This window comes from Pantoea sp. PNT03 (assembly GCF_014852515.1).
In the GTDB taxonomy this organism is placed as follows: Bacteria; Pseudomonadota; Gammaproteobacteria; order Enterobacterales; family Enterobacteriaceae; genus Pantoea; species Pantoea leporis.
On the sequence record NZ_JACVBT010000002.1, the window covers coordinates 169,586 to 194,544 of the forward strand.

At 53.9% G+C, this 24,959-nt stretch carries 24 protein-coding genes; 16 read left to right on the forward strand and 8 right to left on the reverse strand.

Annotation, left to right across the window (positions count from 1 at the left end):
- The first annotated feature begins 76 nt into the window (after positions 1-76).
- Positions 77-1,051: a UV damage endonuclease UvsE gene (locus IB226_RS08920; RefSeq protein WP_192234752.1), complete on the forward strand. Its 975-nt coding sequence runs from the start codon at positions 77-79 to the stop codon at positions 1,049-1,051.
- On the opposite strand, the gene IB226_RS08925 is transcribed toward IB226_RS08920, so the two are convergent.
- The 3 genes from IB226_RS08925 to IB226_RS08935 are packed head-to-tail and all read right to left on the reverse strand — an operon-like array spanning position 1,038 to position 3,284.
- The gene (locus IB226_RS08925; protein WP_192234754.1) at positions 1,038-1,511 is read right to left on the reverse strand and encodes an OmpA family protein; all 474 of its coding nucleotides are present in this window, start codon (positions 1,509-1,511) and stop codon (positions 1,038-1,040) included. The two genes, IB226_RS08920 and IB226_RS08925, sit on opposite strands and share 14 nt — an antisense overlap.
- Complete coding sequence (locus IB226_RS08930; protein ID WP_137387329.1) at positions 1,508-2,722, reverse strand: diguanylate cyclase domain-containing protein; 1,215 nt, start codon at positions 2,720-2,722, stop codon at positions 1,508-1,510. Before IB226_RS08930 ends, IB226_RS08925 begins: the two co-directional genes overlap by 4 nt.
- 1 nt (position 2,723) lies before the next feature.
- On the reverse strand, positions 2,724-3,284 hold the full coding sequence (locus IB226_RS08935; protein WP_192235579.1) for a YfiR family protein: 561 nt from the start codon (positions 3,282-3,284) through the stop codon (positions 2,724-2,726).
- A gap of 474 nt (positions 3,285-3,758) precedes the next feature.
- On the opposite strand from IB226_RS08935, the gene IB226_RS08940 reads away from it, so the two are divergent.
- Positions 3,759-5,846, forward strand: a complete 2,088-nt coding sequence (locus IB226_RS08940) for an FUSC family protein (protein WP_192234756.1) — start codon at positions 3,759-3,761, stop codon at positions 5,844-5,846.
- Between the two features lie 190 nt (positions 5,847-6,036).
- On the opposite strand, the gene IB226_RS08945 is transcribed toward IB226_RS08940, so the two are convergent.
- Together IB226_RS08945 and ascF are read right to left on the reverse strand one after the other, a co-directional pair.
- Positions 6,037-7,473, reverse strand: coding sequence for a 6-phospho-beta-glucosidase (locus IB226_RS08945; RefSeq protein WP_101761556.1), 1,437 nt, complete (start codon positions 7,471-7,473; stop codon positions 6,037-6,039).
- Positions 7,474-7,484: 11 nt separating this feature from the next.
- Positions 7,485-8,936, reverse strand: a complete 1,452-nt coding sequence (gene ascF, locus IB226_RS08950) for a PTS cellobiose/arbutin/salicin transporter subunit IIBC (RefSeq protein ID WP_192234758.1) — start codon at positions 8,934-8,936, stop codon at positions 7,485-7,487.
- Between the two features lie 249 nt (positions 8,937-9,185).
- On the opposite strand from ascF, the gene IB226_RS08955 reads away from it, so the two are divergent.
- Positions 9,186-10,205: a LacI family DNA-binding transcriptional regulator gene (locus IB226_RS08955; protein WP_192234760.1), complete on the forward strand. Its 1,020-nt coding sequence runs from the start codon at positions 9,186-9,188 to the stop codon at positions 10,203-10,205.
- 176 nt (positions 10,206-10,381) lie between these two features.
- On the opposite strand, the gene IB226_RS08960 is transcribed toward IB226_RS08955, so the two are convergent.
- Positions 10,382-10,771, reverse strand: coding sequence for a thioesterase family protein (locus tag IB226_RS08960; protein WP_192234762.1), 390 nt, complete (start codon positions 10,769-10,771; stop codon positions 10,382-10,384).
- A 231-nt stretch (positions 10,772-11,002) separates the two neighbouring features.
- Between IB226_RS08960 and IB226_RS08965 the strand changes: the two genes are divergently transcribed.
- From IB226_RS08965 to IB226_RS09000, 8 genes are all read left to right on the forward strand, one after another.
- Positions 11,003-11,428, forward strand: a complete 426-nt coding sequence (locus IB226_RS08965) for a RidA family protein (RefSeq protein WP_008106850.1) — start codon at positions 11,003-11,005, stop codon at positions 11,426-11,428.
- Between the two features lie 13 nt (positions 11,429-11,441).
- Positions 11,442-12,116: a DUF1028 domain-containing protein gene (locus IB226_RS08970; protein WP_192234764.1), complete on the forward strand. Its 675-nt coding sequence runs from the start codon at positions 11,442-11,444 to the stop codon at positions 12,114-12,116.
- Positions 12,117-12,124: 8 nt separating this feature from the next.
- Positions 12,125-13,276 carry an acetylornithine deacetylase gene (gene argE / locus IB226_RS08975; RefSeq protein WP_192234766.1) on the forward strand — a complete coding sequence of 384 codons (1,152 nt, stop codon included), beginning with the start codon at positions 12,125-12,127 and terminating at the stop codon, positions 13,274-13,276.
- A gap of 39 nt (positions 13,277-13,315) precedes the next feature.
- Complete coding sequence (locus tag IB226_RS08980) at positions 13,316-14,464, forward strand: ABC transporter ATP-binding protein (RefSeq protein WP_192234768.1); 1,149 nt, start codon at positions 13,316-13,318, stop codon at positions 14,462-14,464.
- Between the two features lie 18 nt (positions 14,465-14,482).
- Complete coding sequence (locus IB226_RS08985; protein WP_225608247.1) at positions 14,483-15,481, forward strand: NAD(P)H-quinone oxidoreductase; 999 nt, start codon at positions 14,483-14,485, stop codon at positions 15,479-15,481.
- A complete protein-coding gene (locus tag IB226_RS08990; protein WP_192234773.1) occupies positions 15,478-16,089 on the forward strand; it encodes a glutathione S-transferase family protein in 612 nt (203 codons plus the stop codon). Before IB226_RS08985 ends, IB226_RS08990 begins: the two co-directional genes overlap by 4 nt.
- A 64-nt stretch (positions 16,090-16,153) precedes the next feature.
- Entirely contained in the window at positions 16,154-16,603 is a 450-nt protein-coding gene (locus tag IB226_RS08995) for a type II 3-dehydroquinate dehydratase (RefSeq protein WP_137387340.1), read from the forward strand.
- Positions 16,600-17,529 carry a glyoxylate/hydroxypyruvate reductase A gene (locus IB226_RS09000; protein WP_192234775.1) on the forward strand — a complete coding sequence of 310 codons (930 nt, stop codon included), beginning with the start codon at positions 16,600-16,602 and terminating at the stop codon, positions 17,527-17,529. The genes IB226_RS08995 and IB226_RS09000 overlap by 4 nt, the downstream gene beginning before the upstream one ends.
- A 32-nt stretch (positions 17,530-17,561) precedes the next feature.
- Here IB226_RS09000 and IB226_RS09005 read toward each other — a convergent pair whose 3' ends face one another.
- Positions 17,562-18,524: a LysR substrate-binding domain-containing protein gene (locus tag IB226_RS09005; protein WP_101761546.1), complete on the reverse strand. Its 963-nt coding sequence runs from the start codon at positions 18,522-18,524 to the stop codon at positions 17,562-17,564.
- Positions 18,525-18,603: 79 nt separating this feature from the next.
- Between IB226_RS09005 and IB226_RS09010 the strand changes: the two genes are divergently transcribed.
- The 5 genes from IB226_RS09010 (at position 18,604) to IB226_RS09030 (ending at position 23,039) form a co-directional block, all read left to right on the forward strand.
- The gene (locus IB226_RS09010) at positions 18,604-18,903 is read left to right on the forward strand and encodes a hypothetical protein (protein ID WP_192234777.1); all 300 of its coding nucleotides are present in this window, start codon (positions 18,604-18,606) and stop codon (positions 18,901-18,903) included.
- Positions 18,893-19,924 (forward strand): polyamine ABC transporter substrate-binding protein, encoded by a 1,032-nt coding sequence (locus tag IB226_RS09015; protein ID WP_192234779.1) that lies wholly within the window; start codon positions 18,893-18,895, stop codon positions 19,922-19,924. The genes IB226_RS09010 and IB226_RS09015 overlap by 11 nt, the downstream gene beginning before the upstream one ends.
- A gap of 63 nt (positions 19,925-19,987) precedes the next feature.
- Positions 19,988-20,842, forward strand: coding sequence for an ABC transporter permease (locus tag IB226_RS09020; protein WP_192234781.1), 855 nt, complete (start codon positions 19,988-19,990; stop codon positions 20,840-20,842).
- A gap of 1 nt (position 20,843) precedes the next feature.
- On the forward strand, positions 20,844-21,662 hold the full coding sequence (locus tag IB226_RS09025) for an ABC transporter permease (RefSeq protein ID WP_192234783.1): 819 nt from the start codon (positions 20,844-20,846) through the stop codon (positions 21,660-21,662).
- A gap of 126 nt (positions 21,663-21,788) precedes the next feature.
- Complete coding sequence (locus tag IB226_RS09030) at positions 21,789-23,039, forward strand: NAD(P)/FAD-dependent oxidoreductase (RefSeq protein WP_192234785.1); 1,251 nt, start codon at positions 21,789-21,791, stop codon at positions 23,037-23,039.
- A gap of 90 nt (positions 23,040-23,129) precedes the next feature.
- Here IB226_RS09030 and mqo read toward each other — a convergent pair whose 3' ends face one another.
- Positions 23,130-24,776, reverse strand: coding sequence for a malate dehydrogenase (quinone) (mqo, locus tag IB226_RS09035; RefSeq protein WP_110866851.1), 1,647 nt, complete (start codon positions 24,774-24,776; stop codon positions 23,130-23,132).
- Positions 24,777-24,959: the final 183 nt, after the last annotated feature.

The following is a 24,959-nucleotide window of genomic DNA, read 5'->3' on the forward strand; positions in this document are numbered from 1 at the left end:
CAGGTGCGCCGCGATGCGCACCTGGCACTTTCTCCGATCGCAGCTACACTTTCACGCTGATTAAACGGGGGATGAAATGAAATTAGGCTTTGCTTGTAAGTATCTGGATCAACAGGCTAAACAGCCGTATCCCTTCAAAAGCACCACCCGCACGCGCTTTCTCGGCCTCGATGATGAATCACGCATCACGCTGCTGAACCAACTGGCGCAAAACAATCTGCAAAATCTCACTCTCACGCTTGAAAAGCTGGCCACGCAGCCCGACGCGCTGCGCATGATGCGCATCGGCAGCGATCTATTGCCGCTCTACACGGTGCCGCAATCAATGCAGTTATATGGTGAATTATTGCCCGATCTTACGCCGTTACTACGCCGCTGCGGCGAGCTGGCGCGCGCTAATAATATTCGGCTTTCATTCCACCCCGGCCAATATACGGTGCTGGCCTCCGATAATGACGGCGTGGTCGATCGCGCGATTGAGGATGTGGAGTATCACGCCACCTGTGCGGTATTAATGGGTTATGGCCGACAGTTTCAGGATTTCAAAATCAACATCCATATGAACGGCAAAAAAGGCTTTGAGGGATTCCGCGCCGCGTTTCTGCGGCTCACCCCTGAAGCGCGCAATATGCTAACGGTGGAAAATGATGAAATATCATGTTCGCTGGACGATGTGTTGCAGGCGCGTGAGTTGTGTCCGGTAGTGCTGGATATTCACCATCATTGGGTGAAAGAGAATCACTATATTCAGGCTGATGATGCGCGCATCGCGCTGATAAAAGCGTCGTGGCGCGGTGTGCGGCCAGTTTTGCACTATTCGATTGCGCAGGAAGGTTTGATTCCCGATCACGGTTTCCCGGATCAGCAGGATTTAGCGGTGTCGAAAACCAAACTTCGCGCCCATGCCGATTATTACTTCAATCAAAGCTTAAATGATTGGGCGCTGTCGTTTGATGCCTTCGATATTATGTGCGAAGTGAAAATGAAAAATTTAGCGCGCGACCGTTTGTACGATTATGCAGTCGAGCGCCAGATCATCACGGCGCCGTAATCACAATCGCCACGCGGCGGTTTTGCGCCCGGCCCTGCGGGTTATTGTTGCTGGCAATCGGCGCGCTCATTCCTAAGCCGCGCGTAACGATATTTTCGCGCGGAATTCCCGCGCCTTGCGCCCATTGTGTCGCAACGGCGTTGGCTCTTTTCAACGACAGCTGCTGGTTGTAATCCGCTTTGCCGTAATTATCGGTATGACCATCAATACGCACATGCTTAATGCCGGTCGTCGCCAGATTTTTCGCCATTGTCTGAATGGTGTTTTTACTGGCGGGAGTGAGTTCCGATTCGTTGACGCCAAACAGAATTTTGTCCGACAAACCTAATCCCCAGCCTTCGCTATTTTGGCTGAAACCGGCATTACGCATCGCCGCGATCTGTTCATCGCTGAAACGTCCCTTTGTCTGGCAACCGACCAGCGCCAGCACACACACCATCAGGAAAATTTTCATCTTCATCTCCGCACCTTACTCTTTCCCTTATTTTTGTACATGTTCATATCTGCGCGTTCCAGAATCGACTCAACCGTATCGCCGTGCTGCGACCAGGCGTAGCCAATGGTCACCGAGGTGGAAATCGGAGTGCCTTCAGCAATAACAATTTTCTGGCTGATGGCTTCATTAATATCCTGCATCAGCAACTGCAATTGCGCCTCGCTGGCGCGGCTGCTCACCAGCATGGCAAACTCATCGCCGCCTAAACGCGCGACTAAATCCTGTTTATATGCCAATGCGGACAGGCGCGAACCAATCGCTTTCAGTACTTCATCACCGGCGGCATGGCCCCAGTTATCATTGATGCTTTTAAAGCGATCGCCATCGAGAAACAGCAAAACAAAGCGCTCTTTCGCCAGTTGCTGATCGAGCAGTTGGGTTAAACGCGCCACAAAGGCGGCGCGATTGGCGAGGCCGGTTAGCGGGTCTTCCAGCGCTTTGGCGGCCAGCGTGCGATTATCGCGGATCAGAGAAGCCTGCAGCGTCTGCATCTCTGTCAGCAACGAGTTGAGGTCATTGGAAAACAGCTGAAATTCGCGCGTCGGGCTTTCCGGGATACGTAAGGAAAAATCACCAGAATGGATCACGTAGTGGATCGAGCTGGTGATATTACGCAACGAGGCAAGTATGCCGCGATGGAGAAATTCACTCAGCAGGAAGGAGATGATTAACACGCACAGCATGCCGCTGGTCAGAATCATCAGCGAATAACGGATGAAATCGGCCGCACCGGTAACGGTGCCTTCCAGCGTCAGCGTACCGACATTGGCTTCCGAGTGGTTAATATTAACGCTGAGCGGTTTAAGATAAATCCACTCACGCAATAATCGCGGATACCAGCCGGTCTGTTCTTGTCGATCATGCCAGTCAACTAAAACAGTGTGATCGTCAGTCACCAGTTTTGCGGAATCGAACATGCCTTCATTGCCGAGGCGCGCGATTTTATTATGCGCGTCGTAGCTGTCTTCAAATACCGTGGCGGCTGTCAGCGTGGTGCTGAGCGTGGCGGCAATTAATTCCAGATTTCTTTTCTCGTAGCTTTTAATAAACAGCAGGGAAGTCGACGAGAGTAGCAGCCAGCACAGCAATAAAATCACCGCAGAGTTGATGGTGCTAATCTTGCGCAGCTTGTTACGAATCGATGATTTGTCATTTAGTGAATTTTCTATTTTCATCTTATTTGCTTCCATTGCGGGACAGCAACAGTACGTCCGGACTCACCTTGACGCCGCTCCTGGCAAGCGAATCAAGGTTGACTGAGAACAGCGTGTGGTCGGGTTTAAAAATCAGGCAGAAGGCGGCGCCAATGGTACATTCCGCATTGTTTTCAGCGAGGGTTAATACCGCCTTACCTTTGAGGTGATTAAAAAGTTCAACCTGTTGTTGCGGCGTCTGATCGCCAAAATAGACCGCATCGCAATGCTGCGTTGCCAGTTCACTTTCGCTGGAGAGATAAACCACGCTAAACGGAACGGCTGAAGGCACACTATTTTGTGGCAATGAGAGATGTCGCGCGGAGGAAAATACGCAGAGTTGCGGCGCGCCGGTTAAACCCGGCCAATGGGTAAAACTAATAATACCGCTGACAATGCGATTGGCTTTATCGTCTTTTATTTCAGCAATTGCTGAGCGAGAAATAAACAGCAGCAGAAATAGGGCAGTTACGACGATTTTGCAGATATGGAGCAGGGAAAGCAGTACGTCGGCTTCCCGATGAAGTTGATGTTTACGTAACATACTGCGTTCCCGAGAGTTCTTCGCATTATTCAGCGCGCAAATAGTAGCACCGCTGCGGTTAAAAATGTACCTACAGTTCGTAGGGTCGCTATTCATGGCGATTTTTCTCGAAAATACTCACCCAAGCATTCCACAAATTTCTGCGATATTTGTACGCGGCATTGCGCGAAATTATTTTATGGATAAACGACCAAAAAGGGCGCATTTCACCTAAGTGTGATCCAGCACACATTTATCGGCCTGATAACTGCTACGCGTTAAAACGGCTTAAATCGCTGATGCCGGATAAATTAGCGACAAAACCGCATCTTTAACGTGGATTTTCATTAGCCGTGCTTACGCATCTGCGCCACGTGCAAACCGCGCGATGAACATGGTTTTCGATTACGAAATAATTCGACATATTTATCGAGGTGAGGCTTTTTCACATTCTGGCAGGATACGCAACATTCAGTACATCCTGGTCACCGTGTCATGCAGTGGTTTTCAAAAAACGCCGTTTTTTTTGCTGTAAAAACCTGTCTGGCCGCCTTTCTGGCACTCTATTTCGCACTCGAACTGAATCTGGATAAACCGGCGTGGGCGGTGACCACGGTGTTGCTCGCGTCACAGCTCTATTCCGCCTCAACCATTTCCAAATCGGTGTTCCGTCTGCTGGGGACACTATTGGGCGGCGTATTCGTCTTCTTTATCTTTCCGCCGACCGTGCAGCATCCGCTGCTGTTCTGTTTCTGCATTTCGTTATGGGTCAGCGTTTGCCTCTATCTGTCACTGCACGACCGCACGCCGAAGAGTTACGTGTTTATGCTGGCCGGTTACAGCGCGGCGATCATGGGTTTTCCGGAAGTCACCACGCCGCTGTCGATCACCAGCACGGTGATTTCGCGTATAGAAGAGATCACGCTCGGCATCGTCTGCAGCAGCCTTGTGCATGCGCTGTTGTTTCCGGTATCGATGCGCAGTCTGTTGGAGCAGAGTGTCAGCCACTGGTATCTTAACGCGCGCAAACTGTGCAGCGATTTGCTTTCCGGCATTCCCAGCGATAGTTCGCCTGAGCGTGACGATATTCTGATCCGCATGGCAACGCATCCGCAGCAGGTGGAAGTGCTGATCACCCACTGCGTTTATGAAGGTGACGCCGCGCGGAGACTGATTCGCCTGGTTAGCGTGCAGTATCAACATCTCTCCTATTTGATCCCGACTCTCACGGCTATCGAGATGCGCCTGCAGCGGCTCTCGATACTGCAAATCGCCTTTCCGGAAAATGTGGCGCAAACCTTTCAGCTGTTTCTACAGTGGCTCAATGATGGTGAAGCGGTAGGGGAAACCAGCGGCATCCAGCAAACGTTAAGCGCTTGTCAGGCTGAACTTAACCTCGCCTGGCAAAACGGCGACTTGCCTACTGAAAACTGGCTGCTTTTTACCGGATTAATGGAACGGCTGGCGGATTTTGTCCGTATTGCCGGGGCCTATCAAAGCGTTGGTGGATTGGTGAGCGACCTGTCGGGTGACACCACACTGGCGCGCGGCAAACGCACGCACCGCTTTTTTGATAAAGGGTTAATTCGGCTTTCGGCGTTAACCGCGTTCTGTGCCACCTTCGGTTCCTGCTTGTTATGGATGGGAACGGGCTGGCGTGATGGCGCATCGGCACCGGTGATGGCGGCTATTCTCTGCTCATTGCTCGCCAGCCAGGATACGCCGCTGACTTCAATGAAGCTGTTTGTGCGTGGCGTAATCGTGGCGATCATTATCAGCGTAATTTACGTGGCGCTGCTGCTGCCGCAAGCCACTTCGTTTGAGGCGCTGATGATTTGTCTCGCGCCCGGACTGATGATTCTGGCGCTGATGATCGCGCGGCCCTCGACCAACATGATAGGCCTGAGCGTAGCGATTCAGATCCCCGGCTTTATCGGCCTCGGCCACCATTTAAAACCTGATTTGGTCCTGCTAATCAATAACGCGATTGCCACCATGGCGGGCGTGATGTTTGCGGTAATCATCACCGCCATCATGCGTAACAAACGCCCATCATGGACCGCGCGCCGCGCCGTGCGACAAGGTCTGCGCGAGCTATTGCGCTTTATCAAAGAGACCGAACGAAACGGTTCGTCACTGCTGGGACGGCAACGTTTTATCAGCCTGATGCTGGATAAAGTGAATGTGGTGTTGCCGCGCTTACGGCTCGATCCGCATCCCGATATGCGTTCCGCCGGCATGTTGCTCAAGGAAGTGTGGCTGGGCGTGAATAGCTTTGATTATTACGCGCGCCACAAAGAGCTGCTGCAGCAATATCATCTGAATAGTGGACAGATGTTTCATGAGCTGGCGCTGTTTCTCAAACGCCGCCTGAAGTCACTGCAAACCCCACCGCATGCGGGTTTGCAGGAGGAGCTGGATTTACTGTTGCTGAAGCTGGAACAACTGGCGAAGCGCGACGAAAGGGTGCTGACGCCGCTGTTTCATCTGTTCAGTATTCGGCTCTATCTGTTCCCGCAACAAGCGTGGCCAGCCGCCACGCCGCGTCAAAGGGAAGTTTTGCAGCGTCAGGCAGCCACTTAGAGTCGTCAGCAATGTTAGCGGCGAGCGCGCAGGCCTGGGTCACTTTTGGGCCCCCGGCCTGCTCCGAACCTTCAATGCGTGTTGTTGAAAACCGCACATTTGCCAGAGGCGCAGACGTGTCAGCGCCCGCACCAGAACTAAAAATGCTTTTTAACTGACAAGCATTAAGCCATTCATGGCGACCACTTATTTACAGCGCCTCCAGATTCCGCCCGTTGCTGGCGATCACTTGCTTGTACCACCAGAATGATTTTTTGCGGATGCGTTCCAGGCTGCCGTTGCCTTTGTCATCACGATCGACATAAACAAACCCATAACGCTTACTCATTTCGCCGGTCGAGGCCGCCACCAAATCGATGCAGCCCCACGTGGTATAACCGATCAGCGGGATACCATCGGCAATCGCTTCGCCCATCGCCTGAATATGCTCTTTCAGATAGCTGATGCGATAATCGTCGTTAATCTCGCCGTCGGCATTGATTTCATCGTGCGCGCCGAGGCCGTTTTCCACCAGAAACAGCGGCTTCTGGTAGCGGTCATACATCATGTTCATGGTGATACGCAGACCGAGTGGATCGATGCCCCAGCCCCAATCGCTGCGTTTAACATGCGGATTGGTCAGCGATTTCACCACGTTGGCGGCGCTGCTGTTTTGCTCGTTCATCTCTGCCGAGGCGCAGCGTGAGGCGTAATAGCTGAAGGAGACGAAATCAACGGTGTGACGCAGCGTAGCGGCATCTTCCGCTTCCATCGCAATCTCCACGCCTTTCTCGCGGAATACCCGCGCGGCATACGAAGGATAAGCGCCGCGCGCCTGCACATCGATAAAGAACAGGTTTTCGCGATCCTTCTCCAGCGCGGCCCATACATCCTCCGGCTTACATGACCACGGATAGAAGTTGCCACCCGCCAGCATGCAGCCGACCTGGTTTTCCGGGTTAATTTCATGGGCGATTTTGGTCACCAGCGCGCTTGCCACCAGCTCGTGATGCGCCGCCTGATACTTCACCTGCTCCGGGTTTTCGCCCGGTTCGAACACCAAACCTGCGCCGGAAAACGGGCTGTGCAGCAGGATATTGATCTCGTTAAAGGTCAGCCAATACTTCACCAGACCGTTAAATTCTTCAAAGCAGGTACGCGCATAGCGGCTGAAAAATTCGATCATTTTGCGATTGCGCCACGAACCGTATTCGGTCACCAAATGCATCGGTACATCGAAGTGGCACAGCGTCACCAGCGGCGTGATGCCATATTTCTGGCACTCTTCAAACAGGCTGCGATAGAACGCGATGCCTTCCGCGTTAGGCGTCAATTCATCGCCTTGCGGATAAATACGGCTCCAGGCAATCGAGGTACGAAACACGGTAAAACCCATTTCTGCCATCAGCGCGATATCGTCTTTGTAGCGACGGTAAAAATCGATGGCGTCATGGCTTGGGTAATACTCATCGCTGCGCAGTTCGAATCGCTTTTCCAGGCCCAACTTTACCGGCATGCGATGCGCGCCGTGGGGGATCATATCCACCGTGGTTAAACCTTTACCACCCGCCAGATAGCTCCCCTCTGACTGATTAGCGGCTAATGCGCCGCCCCACAAAAATCCCTCTGGAAATGTCACTTCAGACATAAAAACCTCATTTACACCTTGGATAAATTAACGTTGGCGGGTTTGGCATCATCCGTCACCGGCTTTGGCTGTGCGGGCTCGGTGACCGGGATATCTTCAAAGCCGAGAATCAACGTCAGAATGAAGGAGAGCACCACCGACAGCACCATCACGCCAGCGACCCACACGATGCTCATCGGATTGGTGGGATCGAAAAACTGTACGCTGGTGAACAAGCCTGGTGAGGCCATTGAATGGCTGGCAAGCCCACCAATCCCTGCCACTGCGCCGCAGATAAAGCCGCTGATCAGGCTGGCGATCAGCGGACGTTTCAACCTGACCGCCACGCCATACAGCGCCGGTTCAGAAATGCCCGCGACAATCGCCGATGCCGCCGCTGCAAACGCGGTTTGACGCAGTTCAGGGTTCTTGGTTTTGAATGCCACCGCCAGCGAAGAACCGCCCAGCGACAGGTTGGCCCCGATCTCCGACGGCATCACCATGCCTTCTTTGCCGGTTTCGGCGATGGTTTGAATGATGGTGGGGGTAAATACGCGATGCATCCCGGTCATCACCAGCAGCGGCCACAGTGCGCCCATAATCGCCACCGACAACCAGCCAAGATAGCCGTGAATGGTGTAGACCAGCGCGGAAATGCCGCTACCAATCCAGATGCCAAGCGGTCCAATCAGCACAATGGCAATCGGGGCGGCCACCAGCACAATCAGCATCGGCTTGAGGAAGTTCTTGGTTACCGCAGGCGTGATGCGATCAACCCAGTATTCGATGTGCGACAAAATCCACGTCATCACTAACGCCGGAATAACCGTGTAGGTGTACTTCACCGCCGTCACCGGAATAAAGGCAAATTCCACCGCCTGGCCTTGTGCGGCTTTCGCCATTAAATCGACAAAGTTGGGATGCACCAGCACACCCGCGATGGCAATCGCCAGCGACATGTTGGTTTTGAATTTCAGCGCGGCGGAGGCGGCCACCATAATCGGCAGGAAGAAGAACGCGCCGTCACCTATCACGTTGAGGATGATCAGTGTGGAAGAGCCTTTCTCCAGCACGCCGCTCATCTCCAGTACCATCGCCAACAGCTTTACCATCGAGCCACCAATAATCGCCGGGATCAACGGTGACATGGTGCCCACCAGCGCATCAAGAATACCGGCACCGATGCTGCGCAAGGTGATTTTGCGTTTCACTGGCGCGGCGCCTTCGCTGTTCGGCGTGCCGAGCTTTAATACTTCCTGATAGGCGAGGTTCACGTTGTTACCAATGATCACCTGACACTGCGTGTCGGTGTGAACCACGCCCATCACGCCGGGAATGGCTTTCAGTGTGGCGTTATCAATGTTTGCGCTGTCTTTCACCACGAAACGCAGGCGCGTCATGCAGTGCGTCACCGCTTCGATATTGTTCAGGCCGCCGAGCGCAGCCACGATGGCGCGCGAGACATCCGCATAATTTTTAGCCATGGATTTTTAATCTCTGATTATTTGGTAGGGGTACAACGGTTTCTGCGTGATTTTTCATCATGAGAAACCGGTTTCACAAAATCATGAAGATGCAATGTAATCCAGGCAAGAAATTTAAAATTTGATAGTGGAAAGTGTGAAGTTGATCGCTTTGAGTAACTGGACGGCTATGCGGTAATGGCAGAAAAATTGCCGCCTATTTCGTGGCTTAGGTACACTGCTGCGATGAGCATGGAAAAAGAGTGAAATATGGCGACGATAATCGAGGTGGCAAAAGTAGCAGGCGTATCCAAAGCGACTGTATCGCGTGTGCTGTCTGGCAACGGCTATGTCAGCCAGGAAAAACGCGAGAAGGTGTATCAGGCGATTGCCGCTACTGATTTCCGTCCTAACTTGCTGGCGCGCAATCTGGCGACCAAATCCAGCCAGACCATTGGGCTAGTGATCACCAATACCCTTTACACCGGCAGCTACTTCAGCGAGTTGATGCAGCACTCTGCGCGCCTGATGGAACAGCAGGGACGTCAGTTGTTGCTGGTGGATGGTAAACACAGCGCCGAAGAGGAGCGTGCGGCCATTCAGTTCCTGCTTGATTTGCGCTGCGATGGCGTGATCATCTATCCGCGTTTTCTCACCACCGATGAAATGGACAGCATCATTGCGCAGCATAAACACCCGATATTGGTGATCAACCGCCGTCTGCGTCAGCACGACAGTTACTGCATTTACTCGGATCAACAGCGCAGCAGCAGCGCAGCGGTGGAGCAGCTGATTGCGCTGGGCCATCGCGACATCGCCTTTATCACCGGTTCACTGGATTCGCCGACCGGCCGCGAACGTCTGGCGGGCTACCACGCGGCGCTGACCAAACATGGCATTGCCGTTGAAGATGCGCTGGTGGTCGAAGGAAAATGGCAGGCGCAAAACGGCATGACAGCGGTGCAACAGTTACTGAAGCAGGGCAGAAATTTCACGGCGCTGGTGGCCAGTAACGATGATATGGCGGTGGGCGCGCTCAAAGCGCTGGCGGCCGCGCAGATTGCGGTGCCTGCACAAGTGGCAGTGATCGGTTTCGATGATATCCCGCTGGCGCCGTTTACCATTCCGGCGTTATCCAGCGTGAAAATGCCGGTAACCGAGATGATTCAGGAAACCATTGAACGCCTGATTTCCATGCTGGATGGCGGCGAAATGCGCAACGACAAAACCTTTGCCGGGGAATTAATTATGCGTGAATCAGTTGGGCCGGGACCGCATCACCCTCAGTGATGAAAAATTGGGGTTTCTGATTCCACTCATTTAGTCACTGATGTTATGTGGAAATTTATTTCTCTATTAACAGGCTGAGGGGAAAACGGGTTCCCCCCGCACCGCCATCCGGTGCGGGAGCTAATCATTCTCCTGGTCAAACGCCCGCTATCATGGCGACCATGACCAAAACCGCATTACGCTTCCGCTAACGCGTTCAACACCGCATCTGGCATGGAAGGGCGTCCATTCTGCAGGCAGGTGGCAACAAATGTGGCATCGGCATACACCACACCATTCACCAAAATCTGTTGCACAAAATTAACCCGATTACGCTTCTCATTCTTTGCCAGCACGCAGGTCACTTCCACCTTGTCACCTTTCACCAGGCTCTTACGAAAGCGCAGGGAATACTCCAGCACCATGTAAAGTTTGCCCTGTTTAAACTCTTCTTCAATATCGATACCTAAAGCTTCACGCATATAAGCGTGGCGCGTCCACTCCATATAAAACGGATAATAAAGGCCATCGACCACGCCCTGAAAATCGATATGCTTTTCATCCACCTCATACTGCTTTGCAAACATTTTTATATCCTTATCTGAGAGTTAGGGGAATAAGGAGGGTGGTATACCTCAGAACGCACGTCCGGTAAACGCCAGTTAGTCGGCAGGTGATGATGTTCACAATTTAATGCTAAAAATCATCACCGTTAGCTCCTTCGGATTTTTCAAAGCAACACCTCGGTTAATGCTGTTTTCGCTGCCAGGCGTAGGAGGGTATACCTTGCGAAACCCTTTTTCGCAGAGCAGGCCAGCATGACCACACATACTCGCATCCGTAAATTCAACACCAAAGAAACCTATCCCAATCAGGCGCTGGATAACGATCTCTGTCAGGCGGTGCGCGCGGGCAATACCGTGTATGTCCGTGGGCAGATTGGCACCGACTTTGCGGGCAACCTGGTAGGATTAGGCGATCCCGCCGCGCAAGCCGAACAGGCGATGAAAAACGTTAAACAGCTACTGGAAGAAGCGGGCAGCGATTTATCGCACATCGTCAAAACCACCACTTACATCATTGATCCCCGCTATCGCGAGCCGGTGTATCAGGTGGTCGGCAAGTGGCTGAAAGGTGTGTTCCCGATCTCCACCGGTTTGGTGATTTCCGGTTTAGGTCAGCCGCAATGGTTGATGGAAATCGATGTGATCGCGGTTATTCCTGACGACTGGCAAGCGGAATAAGAGGCGCGAGACGATGACGTTATCCATTGTGGGACGCTGCGACGCAACCGGTCAAATCGGCATTGCCATTAGCTCATCCAGCATTGCGGTAGGCGCACGTTGCCCATGGCTACGCGCGGCAGTGGGCGCAGTATCAACCCAGAACATTACCTTACCCGCGCTAGGCCCGCGCATTCTTGATCGCCTGCAACAAGGCGACACCGCAGAAGCCGCGCTCAGAGCCGGACTCGCCAGCGACGACTATTCCTTTTATCGCCAGGTGACGGTGTTAGCCGCCGATGGCCAAACGGCCTGCTTTAGCGGCGACAAAACGCTGGGCATTCATAACGCGCAAACCGGTCATCACTGTGTTGCGGCGGGCAATCTGCTGGCTAATCCTGAGGTGATTCCGGCGATGGTAAGCGCCTTCGAACAGCATTCCGGTCATTTAGCCGAGCGCTTAATGGCGGCGATGCAAGCGGGCATGCAGGCGGGCGGGGAAGCGGGGCCGGTGCACTCTTCTGCCTTGTCGATCGTTGATGATCAGGTGTGGCCGATTGTCGATCTGCGTGTTGACTGGACGGATGGCGATCCAATTAGCAAACTCGACCAGCTGTGGCTGGCTTATCAACCGCAAATGAACGATTACGTGACGCGCGCCATCGATCCAACGCAGGCACCCCGTTATGGCGTGCCGGGCGACGAGTAGGAGTTTCCATGTTTACCAGCCGACAACTGCTTGAAAAGCTGGTGGCGTTTGACACCACCAGCCGTGAATCCAACCTGGCATTGATCGATTTCGTCTGGCGTTACCTGAATGATTTGGGTGTAAGCGGTGAGCTAATTCACAACGCGGAACGCAGTAAAGCCAATTTGTATGCACGTCTTGGACCCGCTGGCGATGGCGGCGTGATGCTCTCCGGCCACAGCGATGTGGTGCCGGTGGAGGGACAAAACTGGAGCGTGCCACCGTTCACGCTCACCGAACGTGATGGCAAGTTATACGGGCGCGGCACCGCTGATATGAAAGGTTACATCGCCTGCATGCTGGCGGCAGTGCCCCATTTTCTGGCACAGCCGCTAAAGCAGCCGCTGCATCTGGCAATCTCCTATGACGAAGAGGTCGGCTGCCTGGGCGTGCGCACCTTGCTGGAGGCGCTGTTGCAGCGCCCGGAAAAGCCGTCAATCTGCCTGATTGGTGAACCCACCGAATTGCAACCGGTGCTCGGTCATAAGGGAAAACTGGGTGTGCGCTGCGAAGTGAAGGGCGCGGCTTGCCATTCTGCCTATGCGCCGCAGGGTGTCAATGCCATCGAATATGCTGCGCAGCTAGTTCACCAATTAACGGCGATCGGCGAGCGCCTGGCGCAGGCTGAACAACATGACACACGTTTCGATCCCCCTTTTACGACGGTGCAAACCGGGATTATTCGTGGCGGCACCGTATTGAACATCGTGCCCGCTGAATGCGTCTTTGATTTTGAAGTGCGCACCTTGCCCCAGCATGACGCGCAAGCCGTTGCCGCTGAGATCGAGACCTTCGCGCAATCAGAGCTGGTGCCGCGTATGCAGGCCGTCGCAGTGGACAGCGCGATCCGTTTTTATCCTATCAGTGGCTATCCCGGGTTATTAACCGATGCGCAAAGTGACGCTGCGCGATTGATCGCCTATCTCACTCAATCCAGCGACTTCAGCACGGTAGCCTTTGGCACCGAAGGCGGCTTGTTCCACCAGGCCGGTATTCCCAGTGTCATTTGTGGGCCTGGCAGCATGGCGCAAGGTCATAAACCCGACGAATTCATCAGCATCGCTCAGTTGGATGCCTGTGACGCCATGTTGCAGCGCTTAGCCGCATGGATGAGTCAATAATTACTGTGACAACGTCACACCAATTGCTTTGGAGAGTTCATGGTCAGTGCAAAAATCACCCGATTCCCACAGCCCGATATGCCGCGCCCCGCAGTGAAAAGCAGCAACATCGCCGTACAGTTAGATGGCGTGCTGAAGAAGTTTGGCGACGCTATCGCACTGCACAAAATTTCCCTGACTATTGAGGAAGGGGAATTTATTACCCTGCTCGGCCCCTCGGGCTGCGGCAAAACCACGTTGCTCAATTTGATGGCCGGTTTTGCTGAAGCTGATGGCGGCGAGATTTTTATTGATGGCGAATTGGTCACGGAAATCCCCCCTTACCAGCGTGAAATCGGCATCGTGTTCCAGAACTACGCGCTGTTTCCGCATATGACGGTGGAGAAAAATGTGGGTTATGGCCTGCGTATGCGTGGGGTGCCTAAGGCCGAAATCGCGGAGCGCGTTGAGCAAGCATTAGCGTTGGTCAAATTGGCGGGTTACGGCCATCGCAAACCGCGTGAACTCTCCGGCGGACAACAGCAGCGTGTGGCACTGGCGCGTGCGCTGGTGATCCGTCCAAAAGTCTTGTTGCTGGATGAGCCATTTTCCGCGCTGGACAAGAATCTGCGTTTATCGATGCAGGTCGAACTGAAAGCCATCCAGCGCAAGTTAGGCGTCACCACGGTGTTTGTCACCCACGATCAGGGCGAAGCGCTTAGCATGAGCGATCGTGTGGTGGTGATGTCAGCGGGGCATGTGCGCCAAATCGGTACACCGGATGAAATCTATCGCCAGCCGCGCGATCCGTTTGTGGCGGGCTTTGTCGGTGACGTCAACATCTTGCCTGGACGTTATGCCGGGCGCGATCACGCTGCGGTGCTTGAGCTGGGCGGCAACGCGCTGCGTCTGCCGGCAGAACGCGTGCAGGCGAGCGTTGGCGAGCGACTCGATGTGTACGTGCGTCCGGAAAACATTCAATTGGGGCCGCTCTCTTCGCACTGTTTCCTGAGCGCCACGGTGATCACCCATGTGTTTCAGGGCGATCACGTTGATGTGCATCTTGATGTGCCAGCCCTCGGCAGCGCCTCGCTGTTTGCGCGCCAGTCGGGTCTGGAATCCCTAACCCGCTGGCCAGTGGGTAGCGTAGTGGGCATCACCTTTGATGATGAAGGCGTGTGCGCCTTTACCGCCGCTAAGCAAGGATAAGATCCGATGGTGCCTGAAATGATGAACGCGGTAATTGCCCGCCAGCCGGGCGGCGCAGAGGTGTTAACGGTGGTAGAACGTACCGTGCCACAACCTGCGGCGGGTGAAGTATTGATTCGCGTCGCCAGCGCGGGCGTTAATCGTCCTGACATTATGCAGCGTAGCGGCATGCCAATCCCACCGGGCAGCTCAGATGTATTCGGTCTGGAGGTAGCAGGTAACGTGGTGGCGTTAGGTGCAGGGGTTAGTGGTTTCACCATCGGCGACGCGGTAATGGCGCTGCTGAACGGTGGCGGTTATGCCGACTATTGCGTGGCGCGCGCTGAATTGTGTTTGCCGGTGCCCGATAATCTGCCGTTGTCGCATGCAGCGGGCATCCCCGAAGCGGCATTTACTGTGTGGCACAACCTGTTTGAGCTGGGCCGTTTAGCCCCCGGTGAAACCGTACTGCTTCACGGTGCCGCCAGCGGCGTTGGCACCTTTGCCATCCAATGTGCGCACGCCTGTGGTGCACGTGTGGTGGCCACCGCAGGCGGTGCCAACAAAACTGCGGCGCTGCAACAGCTTGGCGTCTGGCGCGCCATCGATCGCCATAAAGAGGATTTTGTCGCGGTGATTGCAGCGGAAACCGCAGGGCAAGGCGTGGATGTGGTGCTGGATAACGTGGGTGGTGATTACGTGGCGCGCAATCTTAGCGTATTAGCGCAAGGCGGACGTCATGTGAGCTTGTCATTTATGCAGGGCGCGAAGATCGAGCTCGATCTGCAATTGGTGATGCGTAAAGGACTGAGTTTGACCTCTTCCACGTTGCGCCCCAAAAGCGCTGCTGAAAAGGCGCGCCTGGCGACGTGCATCCGTAAACATCTGCTGCCGCTAATCGTAGCAGGCAAAATCAAACCCACGCTGCATCAAATTTTGCCGCTGGCGCAGGCGGCGGAGGCACATCGAATCCTTGAGGCCAACGCCAACATTGGCAAAGTGTTGCTGAGCGTGGATCAGCAAGGAGCGTTGGCATGATGCAACTGTTTTACGCCACCACGTCTGCCTATGTGCGCAAAGTGATGGTGACTGCGCATTGTCTTGGGCTCACGAATGAGATTGAGCTTCTGGATTCGGCGGCGCATCCGGTTGAACGTGATGAGCGCATCGCCATCGTTAATCCGTTAGCCAAAGTGCCCGCACTGCGAACCGAACAAGGGGCATGTCTGTACGACAGCCGCGTGATTTGCGAATACCTCAATGCCCGCGCGAAGGGCGACTTAATCCCGTCACAGGGTGATGCGCGCTGGTTGAGTTTGTCGCGCCAGGCGTTAGGCGACGGTTTGATCGATGCCGCCTTGCTGGCACGTTACGAGTTCAGTGCCCGCCCATTGGAAAAGCAGTGGCAAGGCTGGGCTGATGCTCAGCTGAAAAAAGTCCATGCGGCGCTACGGGAAATTGAGTGTCAGGTTGCGGGTTTTAGTACACAGCCTGATGACGTGGGTTTGATTGCCATCGGCTGCGCGCTCGGTTATCTCGATTTCCGCTTCGATGTTCTTAACTGGCGGGCAAACCATCCGCTGACTGCCGCGTGGTTCGCCCTGTTCGATGCCCATCCCGCGATGGCCGCCACGCGCCCGCATTGATCGCCATTAATCGTCATTCGGTCACCCTTTCGGGCGACAACGGCACAGTGACTCAGGAGCTCAGATGACACAGCAGATTTTTTTCCTTAACGGCCCGAACGCTAATCTGTACGGCATGGACAAGAACGGCACTTACGGCAGCGAAAGCTTTGCCAGCATTGATGAACGCTGCCAGCGCCGGGCAGCATCACACAACATCACACTGCAATTTCGCCAAAGCAATCACGAAGGCGTGCTGGTTGACTGGATTCAGGAAGCGCGTCAGCAGGCTGCCGGATTGATCATTAACGCCGCCGGTTTAACCTACAGTTCGGTGCCGATTCTCGATGCATTGCTGATGTTTGATGGCCCGATCATCGAAGCGCACATGAGTAACATCTGGAAACGCGAGCCGTTCCGCCATCATTCGCTGGTATCAAAAGCCGCCACCGGCGTGATTGCCGGCTTGGGCGTGATCGGTTACGAACTGGCAATTGATGCGGTAGTTGAGTTGATCAAGGCGAATGCGGCATGAGTATTTTGGTCTTTTACAGCGAGTTTGACAGTTTTGAACAGTGGTCAGCGTTGCTCGCTCCGCATCTGCCGGGCGTATCGCTTTGCCGGGCGGAAGAGGTGCAAAACGATGATGAGGTGCATTTCGCGTTGGTGTGGAAGCCGCCGCAAGGTTTTTTCGCCCCTTATCGCAACCTGAAACTGCTTATAAATCTGGGCGCGGGCGTTGATTCGCTGGTCGGGCGCGATGATTTGCCGGATATTCCCATTGTTCGTTTGTCTGACCCACATATGGCGCGGATGATGGCCAGCTTCGTGCTGTTTGCCGTGCTGCGTTATGTGCGTGACATTCCGGCTTTTGAGCGGGCACAACGTGAACGACGCTGGCATTACCTGCATCCGCGTTCGCCGGAGACCGTGCGCGTTGGCGTGCTGGGATTGGGTGAATTGGGCGCGCACGCCGCGCTGGAGCTGGCGCGCCAGGGATTGGATGTGCGCGGCTGGTCACGATCGCAGAAAACCATTGATGGCATTACCTGTAGCAGCGGAATAGACGCGTTGGATGCTTTCCTCGCCAGCAGCGATATTTTGGTAGTGATGCTGCCGCTCACGCCGCAAACCCAGGGCTTACTGAGTGCTGAACGACTGGCACGGTTACCGCACGGCTGCGCGTTTATCAATGTGTCGCGCGGAGCGATTGTTGATCAGGTGGCGTTAACGCAGGCGTTGCAGCGTGGACAGATCGCCGAGGCGACGCTGGATGTGTTTGACCGCGAACCGTTGCCGCCCGAAGATGCGCTGTGGGGTATGGATAATGTATTGATCACGCCGCATCTGGCTTCGGTTGCCATTCCGGCCAGCGCGGCATCGCAGGTCGCCGCGAATATCCAGCGCGCCGCACGCGGCGAAGCGGTATTGCATCAGGTCTTCCCGCAGCAGGGGTATTAACCGCTGGTCGCCATTCATGGCGACCAGGGATCTCACGCCACTCGCACCACTTGCGGATCGAAATAACTCGGTGCCGCCATGCCGGGAATATATTGGTCGGAAATAAACATGCGGCAACGCTCGGCAAAAGCGCTCACCACCCTGGATTGCTGTACCTGCGCCATGGTGGCATAACCCAACTGCATCGCCTTGTTAACCCCCGCCAACCGCACGCGAATCAAGCGTTTACCATCCTGCGACAAATGCGCTTTAGGTCGTACGTTAGCGATACCGAAGCCGACACCGTTGGCCACCATCGCGCGCACCGTTTCCATACTGCTGGAGCGCATCACCACATTTGGCGTCACCCCGGCTTCGCTGAACAAGCCAAGAAAATATTCACGACTCCACGGCATATCCAGCAGCACCATCGGCGCTGCAGCCAGATCCTGCATCGAAACCGCGGATTGTGTGGCGAACGGATGATGCTCACCCACCATTACATAGGGCGGCAGTTGCGCCAGCGACTGGAAAGTCACATCGCTGGCGGGCACCAAATCATAGGTGAGGGCGATATCGATATCCGCTGAGCGCAGCTGTTTTAACAGCAACTCATGATTGCCTTCCACCAGCGAAATACGCACGCCGGGAAAGGCGCGGCCAAAGCCAAACACCAATTCCGGCGTCAACATTGGCGCTAACGTATCGAGGCAACCAACACGCAGCGGGCCGCGTACGTTGTTCATTGATTCCGATGCAATGGTGTAAAGGTTCGACATCTGTTCGAGGATCAGTTTGGCCTCTTTTAATACCTGGTGGCCGATTGCGGTGAGTGAAACGCCCTGGGCATGGTGACGCACAAACAGCTGCACGCCAAGCTCAGACTCAATGTGGGTGATGGCGGCGGAAATCGACGGAGAGGAGACGTGAATACGCTCCGAGGCGCCAATAATGCTGCCCGCTTCACCGGAAGCGACAAAATATTCCAGCTGACGCTGGGTGATGCGACTGAGCATGCAGGTTCTCCTGAGATCGCTGACACGCTCATGTCGCGTCAGTCATTCTAATATGGTCGATTCAACTCAAGCATTTCTCATGCCAAATTCCGACTTACAGCATAATCACCTGTCCTTGCGCCAGCGACCATTCGCGTCTGCCTCACTCCTGCTTCAGAAAATCCTTGTTAAGCAGGCCGCTTTTTTAGCCTCAGAAATCCTGATGCAACAGCGAGGGAAATGCTGTTTTACCCAATCTCACCGCAACGGCATTATCGCTTCAACACCCGAGAGCCGCCTTCGCACTGTTTTAGAGCATTGCGACGCGATGGACCAGACGGTGGTGCAAAGCAGCGACAACAGCCATTTCATTCATTGGGGACAAGAATATGTTGCGTAAGATGGGTGCCTTAACGTTATTGACCACGTGTGTATTGAGCGTAGGGAATGCAGTGGCCGCAGATAAGCTGATTGTCAGCACCTGGGGCGGCAGCTTTAAGGATCTGATCGATCAAACTATCGCCAAAGAGTTCACCAAAGAAACCGGCGTAGAAGTGCAGTTCGTCACCGGTGGCACCATCGATCGTTTGAACAAAGCCAAGCTGGCGGGCGGTTCGCCGGAAACTGACGTCACCTTTACCACCGCGCATGTCGGTTATCTGTATGCCAACAGCGGTTTGTTTGAAAAGCTCGACATGAGCAAAATCCCTAACGCGGTGAATCTGGTACAGCGGGCCAAAGTCAGCCCGTATCACCTTGGCGTGTGGGGCTACGTTTACACCATCGGCTACCGGCCAGATTTAGTGCCGAAGGGCGAAGAATTTACCAGCTGGAACGATCTGTGGCGTCCGGAGCTGAAGAGCTCGATTGCGCTGCCAGATTGGGACCCGAGCCATATCATCGCGGTGTCCGCCAAACTTTCTGGCTCGGACGCAGCGCATTGGGAACAAGGCCAGTCCAGGCTGAAAGCGCTGATCCCGAACATCAAATCCTTCTATACCGATGATGCCAACAGCCAGCAGCTGATCTCCACAGGTGAAACGCCGGTACAGGTGATGCTGTCGATGAACGCCTACAGCATGATTGCAGAAGGCGTCAACATTAAGCTGGCAGTGCCAAAAGAGGGCGCGATTTTGGGCGTCGATACCGTCGCTATCAATAAAGGCAGCAAACATGCGGAACTGGCCTACAAGTTCATAAATATCGCGCTGAAACCGGAAATCCAGCAGGAAGTGGCGAAAATTTATCGCGGCAGCCCAACGGTGACCAATGCGCATATCGATCCAGAACTGGCGAAGCTGCCTGGCATGCTGACCACGCCTGAACAGTGGAATGCCACCATCAACACCGATCCGCAACTGCGCGCGGAGAAAACCGCCGAGTGGCGGCAGTGGTTCTCTGAAAACATCATGTCACATTGATAAATAGCGGCGGCCGATTGGCCGCCCGGTGAGTCGCAACACTTTATTCAGGCAGCAACGTCTATGACGAAAAAACCGACATTCTTACCCTGGTTCATTATCCCCGCTACGTTCACGGCGCTTGGGCTGGTGGTGGCCATGTTTGCCGTGATGCAGTTTAGCGTGCGGGCCTATATTCCTGGATCGCTTGATGTAGGCGGATTCACGCTGGCGAACTTTAACGGTCTATTCAAGAAAATCTATGCCGATGCGTTTATCAACACGGTGATGCTCAGTGCGAAAACGGCGATTTTTGGGCTGCTGATGAGTTATCCGCTGGCGTATGCGCTGGTGAGAACGCGCACCACCTGGATCAAATCCACCATCTTGATTATCGCCATTACGCCGCTGTTTCTCGGCGAAGTGGTACGGACATATTCGTGGATCATCGTGCTGGGTAATAGCGGCTTCCTCAATAGCTTGCTGCTGGCGATGGGTCTGATAAACAAGCCGATCCAGTTTATGTTTACCCAAACCGGCGTGGTAGTCGCGCTGGTGCACGTGACCATGCCAATCATGGTGATGATGCTGGCGACTGCGCTGTCGCACATCAATCCTGATTATGAGAAAGCCGCCACCAGTCTGGGGGCAGGGCCGATTCGCACCTTGATGACGGTGACCATTCCATTGTCGATTCCCGGTATCGTTTCCAGCCTGACCACCGCGTTTGCCTGGACGTTCAGCGCCTTCGCTACGCCGCAACTCATTGGTGGTGGACGCGTCAGCACCGTGGCTACCATGGTGTATCAGCTGGGTTTCTCATCGATGAATTTTCCGTTTGCCGCTGCGCTCAGCATAGCGGGTTTGATTCTGACCATTCTGCTGCTGATGGCGCTGAAACGTATGAGCCGCTTCCTCCATGCGATGGGAGACCACTGAAATGACCCGATCCCTCAATGATAAATTGATTACCCTGGCGGGACGCTCGCTGGTGATTGCGATTTTGTTGTTCGTGTTGCTGCCAACCATTGTGGTGTTGATCTCTTCCTTCAGCAGCACCTCGGTGCTGTTCTTCCCACCGAAAGGCTGGTCGCTGCGTTGGTTTGAGCGTGCTGTGAACTACGATGACTTCCGCCACGGCTTCTATTCAGGTTTGATTGTGACGGCATGGGCCTCAACGCTGGCGGTAATTATTGGCGCCACGCTGGCGATTGCAATTGAACGTTACACTTTCCCCTGTAAACAGGTGCTGGAAGGCGTGCTGTTGTCACCGTTGTTTATTCCGCACTTCACCATTGGCCTCGGCTTACTGATGCTGGTCTCGCAGTTGGGCATTGGACGCGGTTATTCACTGGTGATCTTCTGCCATGTCGTGCTGGTACTGCCGTTTGTGCTGCGCAGCGTGTATGTGTCGCTGAAAAACCTTGAGCAACGTATTGAAATGGCGGCTGCAAGCCTCGGCGCTTCGCCGTTGCGCGTGGTATGGACCATAACCGTGCCGTTGATTTTGCCGGGCTTGTTTGGCGGTTGGTTATTTGCCGCAATTCTCTCCTTCAACGAATTTACCGCTTCGCTGTTTATTACCACGCAAGCGACGCAGACCTTACCGGTGGCGATGTACAACTATGTGCGTGAATTTGCCGATCCAACGCTGGCTGCACTGTCGGTTATTTATATTGCCGTAACGGCGACGATGTTAATTATCGCGAATAAGTTTTTAGGCTTGGGGAGAATATTGAACGTCGAAGCAGGGCATTAATGTATTCGCACGGAATGCTGTGCTTATTGAATAGCACAGCATTTATTAATCTGAATAGTAGTCATCCGGCACCTGATTACTCTTTTCCATGAAAAGATCGGGGTCGATCATCTTTAGGGATCTCACATGTCAGTAGAAAAAATTAATACCGTGGTGGTCGGAGCGGGTCAGGCAGGTATTGCGATGAGTGAACATCTGTCGTTAATGGGCGTGCCACATGTGGTGTTAGAGCGTAGCCGTATTGCTGAACGCTGGCGTTCAGAACGTTGGGATTCATTGGTGGCCAATGGCCCAGCCTGGCACGATCGTTTTCCTTCAATGAAATTCGATAATATTTCCCAGGAAGCGTTCCCACCGAAAGAGCGGATGGCGCAATATTTCGAAGACTACGTAAAAATGCTCGATGCGCCGGTGCGCACCGGCGTGGAAGTCCATTCGGTTGAGCGTCTACCAGAACGTAGCGGTTTTAAGATACTGACGTCGGCCGGTGAATTTGAAGCTGACAATGTGGTGGCGGCAACCGGTCCTTTCCAGAAACCCGCTTTTCCGCAGATCGTGCCGGAAAGCGCTGCGCTGCATCAGATCCATTCATCGGCGTATAAAAATCCGCAGCAGCTGCCGCAGGGCGGCGTGCTGGTGGTGGGCGCTGGTGCTTCAGGCTCACAAATTGCGGAAGAGTTGCGTAAATCTGGCCGTGAAGTGACGCTCTCCATCGGCGAACATTATCGTCCGCCACGCTCCTATCGTGACCGCGATTATTGCTGGTGGCTGGGCGCGCTGGGCTTATGGGATGAAGTCAAAATCAAGCCGAAGAAACAGCACGTTGCTTTTGCCGTGAGTGGTTATGAAGGTGGCAAAACGGTCGATTTTCGCCGACTGGCGCACTTGGGCATTACGTTGGTGGGGATCACCAAAACCTGGGATAACGGCGTGCTGAGCTTTGCTGAGGGTATAATGGACAATATTGCGGAAGGCGACAAAGCGTATTTCGACGTACTGCGTGATGCCGATGCCTATATTGAACGTAATGGCCTGGATTTACCGCCCGAGCCGCAAGCATGGGAATTATTGCCAGATCCAGAATGTTTAATTAATCCATTATCAGAACTGGATCTACAGGCCGCAGGTATTACCAGCATTATCTGGGCCACCGGTTTTAAATTTGATTTTAGTTGGCTGAAAGTGGATGCCTTTGATGCTAATGGTGCGCCGTTCCATAAACGTGGTATTTCCGCCGAACGGGGTATTTACTTCCTTGGCTTGCCCAATCTGGTGAATCGCGCATCATCGTTTATTTATGGCGTATGGCACGATGCCAAATATATTGCCGACCATGTGGTTTTACAAAACGCCTACACCGATTATAAAAAGTCTTAAAAATCTCCGTGAGATCGCCATAAATTCGGCCCCTACAAAAGACAATAAAAAAGCCGGACATTGTCCGGCTTGATTCACTTCTGGCGGGAATTACAGCGCCATATCCTGTTTGCCTGATTCGGTACGCGGCTTAGCCTGCGTTGGCGCAACAGTCTGATCACCCATGTTGATAACCGGCGGCTTGGTCAACAGCAGCGTCGCTGCGGTGTTGTCCCAAACTTGCTGCGTCAGCGCGGTGTTGCCGTTCAGCTTCTGACCGAAGCTTGGCACGATAGCGCGGATCTTCTGCTGCCACTCTGGCGAAGCGAACTGCTCTGGGAACAGCTTCTTCATCACGTCGAGGGTGATTGGTGCAGCAGTCGATGCGCCCGGTGACGCGCCCAACAGTGCCGCCAGGGTTTTCTGCTGATCGGTCACGATTTCGGTACCCAGTTTCAGCAAGCCACCTTTTTCGGCATCTTTCTTGATGATCTGCACACGTTGACCCGCCTGAATCAGTTTCCAGTCCTCTTTACGCGCGTTTGGATAGTACTCTTTCAGCGCAGCAAAACGGTCGTCGTCATTCAGCATCACCTGACCAATCAGGTATTTCACCAGGTCGAAGTTGTCGATGCCCACATGCGTCATCGGCATAATGTTGCTGGTGGTGGTCGCGCTCAGCAGATCGAACAGCGAACCGTTTTTCAGGTACTTGGTGGAGAAGGTAGCGAAAGGTCCAAACAGCACCACTTTCTTACCGTCAAGAGTACGTGAATCGATGTGTGGAACCGACATCGGTGGCGCACCCACAGAAGCCTGACCGTACACTTTTTCCAGGTGACGATTAGCGATCTCTGGGTTCTCAGTCATCAGGAACGAACCGCCGACCGGGAAGCCGCCGTAGTTATCTGCTTCCGGAATGCCGGTTTTCTGCAGCAGCTTAATCGCGCCGCCGCCAGCACCGATGAACACGTATTTCGCATCAACTGAACGCTTATCGCCGCTCTTCACATCTTTAATAGTGACGTGCCACGAGTTATCGCCGTTACGCTTGAAATCAGTGACTTCTGACGAGGTTTCCAGCTTGAAGTTCTGATCTTTCTTCAGGCTACCGATCAGCTGACGGGTGATTTCACCGTAGTTTACATCGGTGCCGACTGGCGTCCAGGTTGCCGCAACTTTCTGGTTCGGGTCACGACCTTCCATCACCAGCGGTGCCCATTGCTGGATCTGCTGATGATCGGTAGAGAATTTCATGCCCTGGAACAGGGTGGTTTTCTGTAGCGCATCGTAACGCTTCGTCAGGTACTCGACGTTTTTGTCGCCCCAGACGAAGCTCATGTGCGGCGTCGAGTTAATGAAGGAGTGCGGATCGTGCAACACACCGCGCTGCACCTGCGACGTCCAGAACTGGCGCGAAATCATGAAGGATTCGTTAATTTCCAGCGCTTTGCTAACGTCGATTGAACCGTCTGCACGCTCAGGCGTGTAGTTCAGCTCCATGTTAGCAGAGTGACCCGTACCGGCATTGTTCCAGCCGTTGGACGATTCCAGCGCGACGCCGTCCAGCTTCTCAACCATCAGCTGTTTCCAGCCCGGTTGCAGCTCTTGCAGCCAGGTGCCGAGCGAGGCGCTCATGATGCCGCCGCCAATCAACAGAACGTCAGTTTTTTCTGGTGCATCTTCAGCGCGAACCGCTGAAGAGACAAGCAGCGCTGCCAGCGATAGGGCAGACACGATCTTTTTGGTGTGAGTCATTCCAGTCCTACTTATTATGCAATGCAGGTGAACGTTAAAAATTCGGTTTGCACATTAAGAGATTGTTACGGAATGATTAACTTGTTTTTAGTTAATAAAGTATTGGTGTTAATTAATTAACTTACAAAAAAGAAAATAGCGTGAAATATAAGCAGAAGGGGGAATTAATCGGAGATAAACCGC

Excerpts from the sequence above, each read along its gene's own strand:
- IB226_RS08935 (WP_192235579.1), bottom strand. The coding sequence starts at position 3,284 with ATGTTACGTAAACATCAACTTCATCGGGAAGCCGACGTACTGCTTTCC.
- IB226_RS08970 (WP_192234764.1), top strand. The coding sequence starts at position 11,442 with ATGACGTTATCCATTGTGGGACGCTGCGACGCAACCGGTCAAATCGGC.
- IB226_RS08925 (WP_192234754.1), bottom strand. The coding sequence starts at position 1,511 with ATGAAGATGAAAATTTTCCTGATGGTGTGTGTGCTGGCGCTGGTCGGT.
- IB226_RS08995 (WP_137387340.1), top strand. The coding sequence starts at position 16,154 with ATGACACAGCAGATTTTTTTCCTTAACGGCCCGAACGCTAATCTGTAC.
- IB226_RS08985 (WP_225608247.1), top strand. The coding sequence starts at position 14,483 with ATGATGAACGCGGTAATTGCCCGCCAGCCGGGCGGCGCAGAGGTGTTA.
- IB226_RS08965 (WP_008106850.1), top strand. The coding sequence starts at position 11,003 with ATGACCACACATACTCGCATCCGTAAATTCAACACCAAAGAAACCTAT.
- IB226_RS09025 (WP_192234783.1), top strand. The coding sequence starts at position 20,844 with ATGACCCGATCCCTCAATGATAAATTGATTACCCTGGCGGGACGCTCG.
- IB226_RS08920 (WP_192234752.1), top strand. The coding sequence starts at position 77 with ATGAAATTAGGCTTTGCTTGTAAGTATCTGGATCAACAGGCTAAACAG.
- ascF (WP_192234758.1), bottom strand. The coding sequence starts at position 8,936 with ATGGCTAAAAATTATGCGGATGTCTCGCGCGCCATCGTGGCTGCGCTC.
- IB226_RS09010 (WP_192234777.1), top strand. The coding sequence starts at position 18,604 with ATGCCAAATTCCGACTTACAGCATAATCACCTGTCCTTGCGCCAGCGA.
- IB226_RS08955 (WP_192234760.1), top strand. The coding sequence starts at position 9,186 with ATGGCGACGATAATCGAGGTGGCAAAAGTAGCAGGCGTATCCAAAGCG.
- IB226_RS08940 (WP_192234756.1), top strand. The coding sequence starts at position 3,759 with ATGCAGTGGTTTTCAAAAAACGCCGTTTTTTTTGCTGTAAAAACCTGT.
- IB226_RS08990 (WP_192234773.1), top strand. The coding sequence starts at position 15,478 with ATGATGCAACTGTTTTACGCCACCACGTCTGCCTATGTGCGCAAAGTG.
- IB226_RS08945 (WP_101761556.1), bottom strand. The coding sequence starts at position 7,473 with ATGTCTGAAGTGACATTTCCAGAGGGATTTTTGTGGGGCGGCGCATTA.
- mqo (WP_110866851.1), bottom strand. The coding sequence starts at position 24,776 with ATGACTCACACCAAAAAGATCGTGTCTGCCCTATCGCTGGCAGCGCTG.
- IB226_RS09020 (WP_192234781.1), top strand. The coding sequence starts at position 19,988 with ATGACGAAAAAACCGACATTCTTACCCTGGTTCATTATCCCCGCTACG.
- IB226_RS09030 (WP_192234785.1), top strand. The coding sequence starts at position 21,789 with ATGTCAGTAGAAAAAATTAATACCGTGGTGGTCGGAGCGGGTCAGGCA.
- IB226_RS08930 (WP_137387329.1), bottom strand. The coding sequence starts at position 2,722 with ATGAAAATAGAAAATTCACTAAATGACAAATCATCGATTCGTAACAAG.
- IB226_RS09000 (WP_192234775.1), top strand. The coding sequence starts at position 16,600 with ATGAGTATTTTGGTCTTTTACAGCGAGTTTGACAGTTTTGAACAGTGG.
- IB226_RS08980 (WP_192234768.1), top strand. The coding sequence starts at position 13,316 with ATGGTCAGTGCAAAAATCACCCGATTCCCACAGCCCGATATGCCGCGC.
- IB226_RS09005 (WP_101761546.1), bottom strand. The coding sequence starts at position 18,524 with ATGCTCAGTCGCATCACCCAGCGTCAGCTGGAATATTTTGTCGCTTCC.
- IB226_RS08960 (WP_192234762.1), bottom strand. The coding sequence starts at position 10,771 with ATGTTTGCAAAGCAGTATGAGGTGGATGAAAAGCATATCGATTTTCAG.
- argE (WP_192234766.1), top strand. The coding sequence starts at position 12,125 with ATGTTTACCAGCCGACAACTGCTTGAAAAGCTGGTGGCGTTTGACACC.
- IB226_RS09015 (WP_192234779.1), top strand. The coding sequence starts at position 18,893 with ATGTTGCGTAAGATGGGTGCCTTAACGTTATTGACCACGTGTGTATTG.